Source organism: uncultured Microbulbifer sp. (genome assembly GCF_947489355.1).
Taxonomy (GTDB): Bacteria; Pseudomonadota; Gammaproteobacteria; order Pseudomonadales; family Cellvibrionaceae; genus Microbulbifer.
The window spans coordinates 109,136-124,157 of record NZ_CANLDD010000003.1; the positions used below are offsets into that span (position 1 = coordinate 109,136).

Here is a 15,022-nt window from a genome sequence, read left to right on the forward strand (position 1 = left end):
ATGAATAAGGATGTTGCTGTTTCGGTCGCTTGGCTTCGTATGGCTCTGATGGCTTGGGTGGTGTTATTCGGGTTGGGCTTTGTGGTATACAGTCCACACACCGTTGCTGATATCGATATCAGAGCCTCTAGGCCAATAAGTTCGGGAAATTCGGCCAGCTTTAATGTCCATATCAAGGATTGCCGTGAACGGGTCTCTGTGGATGTCGGTCGCGAAGGGGAGCTTACCCGCTACTCCCCCGCAAACATGAATCGAAATCTTGCCGATCCTCTTTCCTGTGAAATCTCATTTCAGCTTGATTCCGCTGCTTCACTGGAAGCATTAGTTGTTTTAAATTTTCTTGATGACAGCACCCAGTCATATACCGAAACTTTCTTTTCGAAGCGTGTCGGCCCTAAAGTAAGCCTGTTTAAGGTTTCTTTTCAGACAGAAACCGAGCGCCAGTTTCTGGATATTTTACTTAATGCCCAAGATGATCAGGATATTGCTTATCTGCCTGCTCGCGTACAAGGTTTCCGGGCCTCTGTATTGAGATCGGTTGGTGGTGTCCTTTCTGAGGCTTGGGATCTGCTTTTCTGCGCACAGATAGTTGGTTGTGGAAGGGAAAACTTTCGATGAATATAATAGGAAAGGGACGCTGGGTTAAGTCAGTTGCTTTTATTTTAGCATTGACATCGATGAGCTTTACAGCGTGGAGTGCCCAGCCAGCGTTGGATTTTCGCAGTAATAAAAATCTTTCAAATCAGGGAGTAGCTTCCTACACACTGGCTGTAGACAATTGTAGTCAGCTGGCCGAGCTTCAGTACAGTTCTGGGGCGCAGAGTGTTTCACTGACAGCCAGTGATGCCAATCCTAATCCACAATCACCCCTCGGTTGTCAGTTCCCCATCGAATTGTCCGGAGCGCAAAAATTAAATCCCAGTGTTTCTGTAACATTGATTGACGGCGCAGAGTTTAGTTACCAAGAACAATTTATCGCCGAAGATACTCGTCCGGACCTTCAGTTTCACGAAGTTGCTATTGAATCCACACCGCAGGGCCAGTATCTGATTACATCAGTTGTAGCCTCTGACGATACGGATATAAGTTATATCGGCTTTTCCGTCTCCGGTATACGTGCGTCGGATTTGCGCAACGCCGGTGGCATTGTCAATAAAGCTAAACAAAGTGCGTTTGCGCGAACCGATGGGGTCGAACGTGTATACCCCGTGGCTGACAATCAGTCAGTTTTTTCTCTCTCCCTGCCTTTGCAAGGTATCCTCAACGATGCAGAAATCGCGCGAGATGCCTTGGTGCTGGCTGATGTTTACGCGGTAGATGCGTTTGGCAATCAAACCAGTTTTTCAAAGATTGCTTTTACCGGAGACTCGATTGAAGAGCAGGTGCTGGGTATTTCCGCAATGCCGGAAAACATCATCTTTAGTAACCCTCTGGAGACCGCCGTTGTAGTGCCCACTGTGAGTTTTGAGTTTAGAGGGCTGGTGCCTTTGCCGGGTGTGGGTACCGGTGTTAATTACAGTTCTTCCCACCCCGATTTGGTCGCGGTGACACCTGGTGGAGTGGTTTATCCTCTGCGAGAAACGGGACAGGCGTCTGTCAATATATTGGTGAGCTACCGGGACCTCGATCCTCTCACCATTCCGGTGGAAGTGGATTTTACGAAAACGATTGTCAGCCTGAAAGCTAAAGATATTGCCGAAGGCCAGCCGCTTGCTCTACAGGCACTTAATACACCTGTGAACTTTCCGGAATTTCTCGCCGTTTTTAATGATGGCTCCGAGGCTGATGTTGGTCAGCAGCTAGCGCTTCAAACAATTATCAGTGATGATTTAAAAGATATTATACACGTGGATGGTTTTCGTAAAACCATCAAATCACAAGCTGTTATTCCCGAAGATGCCCCTGCCTCAATTGAGGTAAGACTCAAAGACCTTCCAGAAATTTCTCTAAACCTCAATATCACGGCAAAAGATGCAGTACCGGATGTAAAACTGAATTTGCCTGCGCGGATCAGTGTTGGAGATTCCCTGATTGTTAAAGCGCTGGCCAAAGATGATGTAGGTATCGAGGGTGTGCGCTTCTACCTCAATGGCTCTGTGCTCGGTGAAAGAGAGACAACCCCCTATGAGATAACTTTGCCGATTAATGAAGCCATGACAGGGCAAATGTTTACCCTGTACGCTGAGGCTATTGATACGGTTGGTCAAAAAGGTGTCAGCCAGTCTCAATCAGTGACGGTTTCTAGGGAGTACAAAGGGAATATTCCTGCCTATGAGTTCGAATACCCGGTAAACAACCAGCGATTTGTAGAAAAAAGTCGCATATTATATCAAATCTCTCATCGCCTGGGGATTTTAACTGAACTGTATGGCAATACTCGCTCAGGCATTGAACGAATTGAGTACTTCTCTGACGATTTAAAAGTTGCAGAAAGTCTGTTTGCAGGTTTTGAAATCCGAGAGGAGCTGATTGTTGGTAAAACAGAAAAAGTGCTCTATGAAGTGTGGCGGGCTGAAGGTGATGTCAAAGATATTGCCGTGGAGGAAACTTCGACTGCTATCACCGCGACAATCCATGTGCACAACAACACTGCAAATGCACCCTCAAAACTGATTCGGATCGTCGCCAACCAAGAACCCAGTGTCAGAATTATTGCGCCCGTAGTGGGTGGTATTGCTACCGTTAAAAATGAACTGCCCATTCGTGTAGAGGTCACTGACGATACACTGGATGCAGGCACCACCATAGAGGTGTATGTCGACGGTGAGCGTGTTGACTCAGTCTACCATCGCGAGAGTGAAGTTGGTCGGGATGTGGATATTTCCACCGAAAGTGTACAACAGGACTTTACTTACTTTGTCGCCGCCGAATTATTAGGAGAGACTCTCGATATCGAGGCTCGCGCCATTGATTACCATCAGGAAATAGGTGTTTCTCAAAATCTGCGTATTCCAGTAAAAGCCGATCAGCTGCCAACGGTGGCAATTTCCCATCCAACAGAAGGTGCCTCTTTTGTCTCCGGCTTACCCATGGAGCTGCGAGCTTCTGCAAGCGACGACATCAATGTAGGAAAAGTAGATTTCTATGTAGATGAGGTTTTTGTGGGTGCCGATACCAAGGCGCCTTTCTCTGTTGTCTACGAAACACCCATTGTGGAGCATGGTGAGCGCCAGTTAAGTATCCATGCGGTTGCTTTTGACTCTATAGAGCAGTCTGCAACCAGTCAGACAATTCAGGTGACTCTGGGACAAGATGAAGAGCGTCCCGTTGTCAATGTGGTCTCTCCAGTGCTGAAAAACCTTGATGGACAGCAGGCAATTGCCACAGTTTCTGAGCAGACCGAAGTGGTCTTTAAGGTGGCGGGCTATGACAATGTGGCGGTCACTGAGCTTGAGCTAAAAGGCTTTCGACTCGAAGGCGAGCGTTTAATATTAACGGGTAAAGACACTGATATCGTACCTGGAGAAAGCTTTAAGCCAGAAGCTATACCCGGTGGATTTAACGGCTTCAGTGCATTTCGGATCACCGATATTCCGGCATTTTTGGCCAGCCAGAATTCTGAATTTGACGATTACACCGTCTCAGTTGCAGCACTGGATGAAGTGGGCAACAAAAGTGAAGCGTTGGTTACTTTCCGGGTAATTCCCGATGGCAAGCCCCTTGTTAAACAGGTTGATTTTGACAGTGCTTTGTATTACGTGCGCGATCAAGTCAATATCAATGTATTTGCCGAAGACGATAAAATTGTCGACCGGGTGGAAGTAGAATTTGATTTACCGGGGCAGACCATCACTAAGCAGACCAACGATGCAGTTAAAAGTGCTTTGGTGGATGCTGACTTTACTCTGGATCTCGCCGCGCTCAATCTCGCCAATGTTGAACAGACGTTGACCCTGACCATTACTGCCTATGACAGCCTTAACCAGGCTTCAGACAGCGTGGTCAAGCAAGTCGTCATCAGCAAAGATGAAAAACCCCCTGTAGTGGTTATCGATGACCCGAGTGTCGGGCAGACTTTATACCAAGGGGCAAAGGTTAACTTCAGTGCAACGGCTCGCGATAATACCTATCTGCAAAGTGCTGTCGTAAAAATCAATGGCGAGTCAGTAGCAACGCCGGCGGTAGACAGTAAGGTTGAGACACTGGGCTTTTCTCACACCGTTGCCACTGATGTGACTGACGTGGCTGTGGAGATCACCCTGACTGATGAGTTCTCCAACCAGACGGTAGAGGTATTTACCTATGATGTAGAGGCGGAGCAACCACCGCAGGTAGTAATACGCACACCGACACCTGGCTCAAGATTGTATGAAGGTGAACAATTCAGCATTGCCGCATTTATTGAAGATGATAAGCAGCTTACTAACGTCGATTTTTATGCGAAACAAGCCGATACAGAAATTAATCTGCAAAACTACAGTGGTCTGGCGCTCCAAAATATCAATGTTACAGGCGGCCACACCTTCAGCATCAACACTCGCGTACCTAATCTCAATGCGAACGAGCCCTGGGAACTTGGTGTCAGAGCTACTGACAATACAAACTTAACGACTACCGAAGTGGTGGAGCTGGATATTCTCGATGATGAGGAAGCCCCCTTTGTGACAATGGAAAAACCCGATCAACCATTGTCGGTGTTGCCAAGTTATAGTTTTGAAGTCAAAGGTGAGGCCAACGATAATTTTTATATCGATGAGTTAATGCCGGTACTGATTGCCGAGGGTGGTGAAGAGATTGCCCTCAGCTGGGAAAATCTGATTCGCGAAGATCGCATCGAAAGTATAGAAATCCCCGATCCCATCACCGTTGGCAAAATAATCGTCGCTGAGCGTTTCTATACCAATTTTGAAGGTAAGGTAGTTGTCGATGAATCCTTGATCGCGCGCACTGGTGAGACATTTAGGTTTTTGATCAGAGCTGCTGACAAGGGTATTAATGAGACTGATTCCAATGCCCAGAATCTCACCATCGAAGCCGATGCCAATAAGCCGGAGATTAACTTTTTAAGCCCCTTAAAAGATCTGGTGGAGCGCCAGAGTGTTGCTGTTATAGCGGAGCTCAACGATGAGCTTGGTGTTGAAAGCTACAACCTCTATGTGGCTGGCAATGAAGGATCACCCCTGGCCAGTGCTTCGGCATTGAATGCGCGCAATCTGACTGTTGGGCGCGCTCCAGATACCGACTCAATTATGCTGGACCTGTCTCAGTTTACTGATATTCCCGCCGAAGGGTTGTCGGTAAGTTTGGTGTTGGAAGCTACTGATATTTCAGGAAACGAAGCGGTGGCAACCCATGTGTTGCGTATCTTGCCTGATCAATCCCCATTAGTGGGAGTACAAAACTTATCGCCAGCTGAATGGTTGCGTGGTGGAGCAGGTTTCCATCAGTTTATTCTAAGCGATGATTTTATTACCCATAGCTCTGATCTAAATTTCTTAGCCGTCTACACGAGCTTTTCCCAGATGACACCCACGGATCAGCCTGCTGAACGTGCTCCGCGTATGGAGGTGGAAAATCTTAGTGCTGGGCACAATCGTCCGTATTTAAAATTTAATTACCCGGAAGCTCAGGGTGTCAACGGTAAGATCACCATTGATGGGGATGTATTGCTCGAGATAAAAGACGATGCTATCGAAGTAAATGGGCTTGCTCACTATTACATTAATGTTGACGGTGACGACAACAAACTTAAACTGGACTTTGGCACCGACGTCAATGTCAGCTACAAAATTACCGGTTACAGTGATGACGCTTGCATTGAGCCCGTGTTGGAGACGACCTGGGATAATGCCACTTTGCCGCTCTACACCGTGCTTGCGCCCAATGTCATGGTCTTGGAAATAACACCAATATTTTCCAGCGATACCACGGTGCTGCCTAATTATGTAAAAAAAATTCGTGTCGATCTTAATAACCAGAAAGATAGTAGAAGCTATAAGTCTGTATCCGAAACCTCCCACAGTGTTACTACCGATACGTTCCGGGTTTCAACTTATCTGAGTGATTACAATAGCAGCGAAGGCCAAAGTTATATCGCCACAGGACGGCGCTATCGCTCCAGTAATTCAGGTAACAACACCGATGGTAATACCGCGTTTAACACAGAATTTGGCAGCTTGTTGTTGGTACCCGATGCACGAGATATCGAAGCGACGTTAATTTTCGGTTTAGCTGCTGACAGATTCTCTAATGAGCGTGATCCACAAACATTGATACCGCTGGCATTGCGCGCTCATAGTGATGACACTATCGCGCCTGTGGTTGAGATTGAATCTCCCACCATCGGTGAGAATGTGGTACCCGCCCAGCGTCTGGAGGTGGATTTCACTGCTACAGATAACAGCGAATATATCAAGCGCGCGTCACTGCTGATCAACGGTCAGATTGTTCATACCATAGGTGGTGCAGTGGGAACATCCGATTACCGTTTGATCTATGATGTGCCCCAATATTTTAACTCCGGCAGTGATTTTGAGCTCTCCGTGGTTGTGGAAGACGCAATGGGTAACACCCACAGCGACAGCCGTATGTTGCTGGTAGATACCAATGAAGTGCCCACCTCTCAATTGACGGAGTTCACTTCCGGTGGCCGCTCAATTACCGACCAGGAGCGATTGAGTTTTGCCGAGTTCTGGGTGCGCTCTAACTCTTCCATGGTCTTTGAATCGATCCTCGGAGATGACGCAGGATTAAAGTCCTATCAGTTCGTGCAGGTACTACCCAATGGTGAACGTTCGGTAATTTATGAAAAACTCTACAACCAGGCCTGCCCCAGTATTCATATTTTGCGTGACAGTGTCTCTGTCAGCCATGTTTTTGATTCTGGTGTGCCCGTTGAGTATGAATCCATTGTAACCGACACCCTGAATCAGAAAACGGTACGCCGATTTTTAGTACACCCTCAGCAAAATGTTACACCAGCGGTGCGCATTACTTCACCAGCAGATAACCAATCCATTGTTGCGGGTACCTTTACGCTTGCGGTAGGAATCGTACAGGCCGATGATCGTCCGTTGCCGAACTCCTCCGTAGAGTTTTACGCTAACAACATCAAGCTCAGCAGCTATTTGCGCGGCAATGTCAGTGGCCTGGGTGGCAGCCCGGAAGCAAGAGAGCAGGCTTTCAATTCAATTTATGATGAGTTCGAGAAAAAATACGGGCAAGTGGTGGCGAGAGAGTTTGCCTATGACAGAGCGCCCAATAGCATAAACTCAACCTGGCAGTTGAAATTCCCAACCAGCCTGATTGATGTGGACGGCCGCGTTTCTCTGGTAGCTAAAGTTACTGATGCCGATGGAGCAGTTGGCACTCACAAAATCTCAGTGATCGGTGTGGCCGATACCATTTATCCGGAGGTGTTGGTAACAGAACCTGAAGTTTCTTATTCGCCGATTGAAGCGGCCAGGTTTGATGTGCACTACCGCGGCTACGACAATGTGAAGGTGGACAACATCGCCTTGTTTACCACCTATGGCGCCCGCAAAGACGACGGCAAATATGTAAAACTTCCCTACGGCGATCCGGTAAAACGCAATCAATCCATTGCTGATCTGGATCATGAGATCATTACCACGGTCAATATTGATACACCGATTTATAAAACCCATATCTCTGTGGACAGGCTCGGCGAAATAGCCGCGCAGTTTGTGGGCCAGCGGCTGGAAGAAAACCCCGGCTTTGATATCTGGCTGAAGGTTGTCGTCCAGGATGCTCAGGGTCTTGAAAACGTGCGTGAAGTTAAATACCGCATTCGAGAAGACGAGCGCCCGGTCGTGGATATTGTCAAACCTCTCGACGGTGACAATGTGGTGGAAAACAATCAGATACCCATTCAGGTTACGGCTTTCGATGATGTGGGTATCCAGCAGGTGAGACTGATTGCCCGCAATGCCAATAATGTTGAGCTGACCAACGTTAAACTCAACCAGGCGCCCTACAACTTTGCCGTTACATTGCCCGACTACCAACCCGGTGGCGATAACCGCATTACTATTACTGTGGAAGCCATGGACACCTATGGTGCCGTCTATGGTGACCTTGATGTGCACCAGGCTGAAGAAACCATTACCGTCAATGTAGTCGAAGATCAACCGCCGGTTATCAGCATCGCCTTACCCACCGATGGCGAAGAACGAATCGAAGGCGAAAAAATATTGGTGCAGGTCAATGCAATCGATGATGTAGGCATTGAACGGGTAATTCTCAACGCTAATGGTCTGATCAGCGGTGATAAGAGTTTCTCTGATTCGCGTGCACCTTTTGAATTTATTCTCGACCTGCCTTACGGCCAGGCCGGAAAAGATATTACCTTGAGCGCGACGGTAACCGAGTACCGTTTAGAAGGTGAGCCCCGTGTGATCAGCACGGTTAAACCTGTTACGGTTCATGTGCTGCAAGATACGATAGCTCCAGAGTTAGTGGTTAACGCCCCTTTGAGCGGTGCGACAATTGTTGAAAAACGGATTTTGCCCTTTAGCATCAATGCTGAAGATAATGTCAGTGTCAATCATGTGCGTGTGGCCTTGGGGTATGATCGCAACCAGAACACAGTTCTGGAAACCAGCGAAATTATTAATGATCAGTACCTGATGAGTGCCCCTTACACGGGTGTGCTCGCGCTGGGTACACTTGAGACCTACCTCGGTGTTGAAGCAGCTAATGACAGCGAAATTGATCTTAAGCTCTTAGTCTCTGCGTTTGATGGTGCAGGCAATGTAAGCACTGAAACCCTGCCGGTAACCCTCAGGCGCAACGCACCACCTACCGTCAATAGTATCCGTATTCTCGATCGCAAGGGCAACTTGCTGGTTGATCAAAGCTCTGTCACGCAAGGCCGGGAGATTCTGGTTGAAGTGATTGCCAGTGACGATGAAGCGGGCGTGGAGATGGCCAGCCTTTACCAGGCTGTCGATGTGGGTTCAGGCAATGCAGACAATTATCAACTGCACAGCCAGGACGGCGCTTCGCCATTCCAGTTTGTATTGCGAGCACCGCAACAGGTGGGTGCCCAGGTCAAACTGAAAGCAAAAGCGACAGACGTAGACGGCTATCAAGGTGCACTTTCGGATTTAACCCAGCTGTTGGAAGTGGTGGCAGACCTGCCACCTGAAGTCGCCATCGTGCAACCGGCCAACGATGAGTCGGTAATTATCGACGGTGAACCCATCGAAGTATTTGTAGAAGCCATCGATGATCTTGGTGAGCAGGGTATAGATCGCGTGGTGGTTTATGTAAACTCTCAACCTATGGCCACACTGTATAGCCCTTACAGTGAAACCGACGGTGCCTTTGGGCAAGAATCTATTTATCACGCGGTAATTTATCCACCGGCCGGGGTCAGTGGATTTTTAGTGCAGGCGGTAGGTTACGACATTGCCGGGCACAGTGCCTCTTCACAGGTGGTACGCATTGGTAAAATTGAAGATACCGTACGACCCAAGCTGCGTGTGCTGAAACCTTTCAATCGGGAAATCCTAACCACCGCAGAAACGGTACTCAGTGCTGTCAGCATTGAAGACATTGGCGATGAAGCCGAACGCAGTGTTACCCAGACCTGGTATCGCGAGTATCAGACTGATAACGGTGAGTACGCCGTATTGGCTCAATTTAATGGAAACTTGTTTAAAGATGAAGCCCGTGATGAAAGCACGGCAAGTCTGCCTCTGAGCGAGCCAGACAATCACTATTACATCTACTGGGCGAAGGTTACTGAAGGCAGTATTTTACAACGCACCACCGCACGCAACGAGCGGGTGCGCATTGTTACTACGGTGACAACTCAAAGCCATGAAGTGAGTGAAGAGACCATCTACGAGATTGGTCTGCCTATTGCTGAAAGCCGTTTCTGGTCGGCCACCGCTACCCCTTCTTCTTCCGATGAGTCAGTTTACTTTTCATCGATACAGCGCTATCAAAGCAACACCCGCGAAGGGGCGATGGTAGGTGCCTGGTCTGTGCACAGTCCGTTCTTACCAGAGGGCATTGCCACGGATCCATGGGCGGCCCTTTACACAGGATATACCGGAATTTTTCTCGCCGATGCGGTGGATGAAACCGAACCCACCAGTGATGGTAAACGTTATATTTTCTCTTCACTGTTAAACGGTGCGGCAGAAATTTTTCGGGGCACCATCACTGATATACACGCCGACGGCGATTTTGTCTTAGCTTCTAAAGCCAGCTCGCCCTGTTTAACAGAGTGCGATGAACAGTCTGTGTATGTTAATAAATTGCGCGGGACGATTGCCAGCAATTCTGATACCGGTACCGTTTATGAAGAAGAGGGCGCAGAGCTGCTGCTGTTTAGTAAGCGCAATGAAGAAGGTGAGTTTGGTTTGCCTTATATGCTCAGCGGCCGCTTCAGTCTGCCTTATCCTGAAGCCTTAGGTGTTGCCCGAAAAGACAATCTCGCCTTTATTGCCAACGGGCGTGGTGGTGTACAGGTTGTTGACATCAGTGATCTTAACGCACCTTATCGCGTGGCTTACATTAAGCCCAATGGCGAAGCCCGCGATGTGCTGGTGGACGGAGATTATGCCTATATCGCCGCAGGTCTCGAAGGTGTTGTGGTCGTTGACATTAAAGATCCCGCGATGCCCATTGTGGGGCGTGTTGATACTTTTGGTATCGCCAATCGTATGGCCAAACAAGGCAATCAATTATGGGTGGCAAACCTCGCGCATAATTCTCTCGGTGCAACAGGGGCAGAAGTCACTGCCATTGATGTTACCAACCCCTTGGGCCCTGTGGTGCAAACCTCTCTGGAACTCACACCTAACCGCGGTGACAGAAACAATGCTGGAGTCTTTGATGTATCTATTATTGGTAATAAGGTTTACGCCAATGTTTACTACGTCGACGAAGAGGGCAAAGCCACTGACGGTATTATTGAAATTATCGACACAGCTGCCATAGACAGCGGTGATGACTTTACCGTACCTGTGGTTACCCATCGCCCGGCTAGTGAAAAATTACCCGGCGGCAGAGACTTACTCGTTGCTCGAGGCCAGTTACATACTGCCGGAGGGCAACAAGGTCTCCAGGCCATAGATTTCCCGGTGCTGACTGTGATTGGTCACACACCTGTGGCTGACAGTATTCAAATCAGCACAGACACTGCCAAAATAGAAGTGGAACTCTCTGCAGCGTTGGATCCTGCAGGTGTGCTCGGTGATTACTTCGCCGTTTATAAAGGCTTCACCCAGGCTGGTGCCGAAGTGATCATGGGTGAAGATGTAAGCAGTGAATTCACCATCCACTTTGCCACTCGCAACGATCAGCCACACCACCGTATTGTAGAGCTGGTGTCCAACAGTGAACTTGCCCAGAACAGCACTTATATTGTGGAAGTGAAGAAAGGGCTGCAGCCCTTGACTGGCTACGGTCTGGTAAATGATTACCGGTTTGAATTTTCAACGGTTGTCATTGCCGGAACAGAAGCTCCTGTTTACCACTCGATTACACCAAATACTGGGGACATCGCCGGTGGAACACAGGTGGTTATTCGTGGTGAGCATCTGGGTAACACGCCACAGGTTTATCTCGGTGGTCAGCTGATCAATGTATTGACGGTGGAAGCGGCGACACCTGAAGATCCCCATGAGAAAATTATTGCGCGTACCGTGCCCAACTATGCAGGTCCTGCGGCGTTGACAGTGATCAACGATGCGAGGCTTTCTACAAACGCCATCGGTGTCTTCACTTATATCGATCAACTGCAGCTTTCATTTGTCACACCGGGTGTAGTGGATGTTTCCCAACGAGGTGAGAACGATCAGGTTGATATTATCGGCTACGGCTTTAATCCTGAGATCACCCTTCGCGCCTACCCAACCGGCAGTCGTGAGCAATGGGTCAGTGACAGTGTTGACGATGATCGCCTGGTGCTGCACAGCGCTGAGCGAATGAGCTGGACCACGGCCGACTTCGGTTCTTATCGCGGTTTTGTGGATCTGGAAATTGAAGACCAGCGCGGTGAAGTGGCCATACTCCCCCGGGCACTGTTCTACGGTCAGCTTTCTTTCGATCGCCAGATACCCACGGCTGCTCGGGCTGGTAATTACATTCCCGATCCAGGTACCTTACCGCCAGGTAATATTATCGACCTTTTTGTCGACAGCTCTCGTCAGTTGATTTACGTATTGGGTGAAGCGAAAGACAGCTCGCAAGCGCGTGCGACAATGTTCAGTCGTGATCAAATACAATCCTCCATGGCTCCGGCGTGGATGAGTTTGATCAGCTACGATCGAAATGATCTGTCAAACGCTGCCCCGATGCACCAACTGGGCTACTACAACCTGCCACAGGATGTCACCGCCCGCGGCTTCTGGCTTAGTGACACTCACGTTTATGTGAGTGTTATCGGTGAACACTTCCCCAACGTGGAAACCGATTACGAAGATAAAACCTGGTTGTTTATTTATGATCGAGAAACCCGTGACCCGGATTCGGTTAGCGAAAAAGATCGCGGTATTATCGCCCAGTTGCCCATGCCTTTCGTTAAAGCGCCCAGCTTTATTTTGGGTCGTGATAACTTTTTGATCGTCGCTTCTCGCGATGAAGGGGTAGCACTGTTTGATATCAGTGTACCCACCGCTCCGCAAATGGTAGCGCGCGTTACAGATGTAGTGATAAATGGCACTGTTGAACAACCCAAGATTGTTGATTTATCACTGCGTAATTCGCAATTGCACTGGGTCCAACAAACCAATGGCTTCAGTGGCTACAGCTACGCCCGGGTTATACTTGATCTCACCGAGCCGACGCTCGCACAAATTGCTCAGTACGGCCATGACCCCTTTACTGATAACACTCTGACCAATGATATCGTCACGGCCAAACAGCCACAGAGCCTGGCGCTTTGGACCCAAACTAACAGTGATAACCTGATTAATCTGGGCAATTGGTCAGCGAATGGATTTGATCTGCGCGGTGGTAACTACAGCCTGATGGCTCAAGGTACGCTCGCAGTAAGCCACCTTAACTTCCAGACGCAATATGAGTGTGAAAACTACTGGCCTATCTTTGATGTCAGTCGGGCGGACAATATCTATTTACTCGATGTGATCAGCAGTAATTGTAGTTCTTACAGAGCTATGCCCGAGGGCTCCAGCAATAAACAAACCTTGCTCAGCGACGATGGTATTTTGCTGACCGTAGAAAACGGCCTGGATTCTAACAGCTACAACTCACGTTTAACGTTGACCGATGTGCTGACCCTCGATCTGGTTGACACACAACCGCTACCCGGTGATAAACAGGTCTCTACGGATACAATCTTAACGCTTACCTTTAATAAACCTCTGACGATCCCTGTCAATGAGACTGAGCAATCCTACCTCGAGACCTATCTGAAACTGATCGAAGAAAACGGCTCTGACGAAGGCATTGAAAAAGCATTTAGTATATCTATCGATCAGGCTGATCTGAAAAAAATCGTTATTACACCGACACAGTCTTTGACCCAAAATACGTCATATCGCATTGAGCTTAGCGATGTGCGCGACAGCCGACGTACCCAGGGTCTGGTCAACGCCACCATTCCCTTTACCACTGCGGGCTCAGGCTTGCCGATTGAAATTGTCGATATTTCTCCAAACACGGTGAGTATCAATGGTGAACAGGTCGATGTCAGCTTGAAAGAAGCTGTAGATCCGCAATTTACAATTTCAGGAAAGGCTGCAGTTAAAATCAGCAGTGAAACCGTTGGCGATGTAACCACCTATCGCATTCTGGCTCCGGCCAATACCGCCGGACCGGCTACCTTGAGCGTTACGGATTCACGGGCCTTTAAAGCAGAGAAAATTGCTGCCATTCGTTATGTAGAGCCACTGACTTTAGTGGGGGTTACACCAAATAGAGGACCTGCCGGGGGTGGCAACAGAGTCCGCCTCGAAGGTTATGGTTTCTACGGGCAGTCAGACACCGTGAGGGTAACGGTCGGTGATGTGTTGCTCGAATCGCAAGCCATACAGGTTATCGATAGTAACACTCTTGATCTGACTATGCCTGCCGGACGCATTGGTAAAATTGATATTCAGGTAGAGCTGGCCGATGGCAAAGTAGGCGTACTTAATGATGTCTATGAATATTTACAACCTAATCAATCAGAGATAGCGCTTGATGCGAATAAGTTTGATCGTATCAACGATGCGGTACTCGACCCAAGCGGGCGCTACCTATTTGCCGCACAGGGTTCCTCTGGCGTGGTGGTATACAATATCGATGCCTCCACCTGGACTAACGGCCAGAGCGGTGAACAAAGTCAGCTCGACCCCGAAGATCTATTACAGTTAATTGATTTTAACAATGATGGGCTAGATGATCGTGTGCTGGTTAGAGTTGAACTGCCCAATGATTACCACGCCCTCGGTATCGACAGTTATTTCGAGCAGAGTAATGATCGCGTATTTGTCAGTGCGGCGAAAAAGGATTCCAGTGGTCGCACTAAAGAAGGTACGGCAAGACTGTTTGTGATTTCATTCGATGATTTTGATATCACCGAAACCACCATCGTTAATCAACTGGAACTGCCTGCCGACTTTGCCCGCGGAATTGAAGCGGTGAATAAAAAAGTTGTGATGGCACTGGGTGAAACAGGTTTGGGATTGGTCGATGCCCACCTGCATACCAAGCTCTATCTGGCGGAAAACCGGGAAGTTGAATCACTTGAAGGTGGTAATGACAGTGTCATCGATGTAATTGAACTTGCAAACGGAAGTATAGGCACCGGTGCAGAAGCTTACGCGGTGGCCAGTGGCGAATATAATTTCAGTGATCTAAGCCTTGAGCCAGATAGTAGTAAGGGCAGCATTGCTATTATCGAACGAACCAGTAGTGGCCTTACCGTTATGGGGCGTGTTGACCAGCGGGCTTCCAAACTGCAACACAAAGACGGTATTGTCTATGCTGCAGCGGGTGAGCAGGGACTTCTGGTAATCGATATCAGCGACAGAACCAATCCGCAAATTCGGCAGCGCATTACTAGTCTGGGTAGTGTTTATGATATCGCAGCCCAGGGGCA

Annotated in this window: 2 protein-coding genes (1 of these 2 only partly in view); both read left to right on the top strand. The window is 48.5% G+C overall.

From position 1 onward, the window contains the following. Window positions 1-618: a hypothetical protein gene (locus tag Q1A48_RS03330; protein ID WP_299941167.1), complete on the top strand. Its 618-nt coding sequence runs from the start codon at window positions 1-3 to the stop codon at window positions 616-618. Continuing rightward, a protein-coding gene (locus tag Q1A48_RS03335; RefSeq protein WP_299941170.1) for an Ig-like domain-containing protein crosses the window boundary here: on the top strand, window positions 615-15,022 show its beginning. The gene runs 23,854 nt beyond the window's last position; only the first 14,408 of its 38,262 coding nucleotides appear in the window; its start codon is at window positions 615-617; the stop codon falls past the right edge of the window. Before Q1A48_RS03330 ends, Q1A48_RS03335 begins: the two co-directional genes overlap by 4 nt.

Coding starts and splice junctions, on each gene's coding strand:
- Q1A48_RS03330 (WP_299941167.1), top strand. CDS start 1: ATGAATAAGGATGTTGCTGTTTCGGTCGCTTGGCTTCGTATGGCTCTG.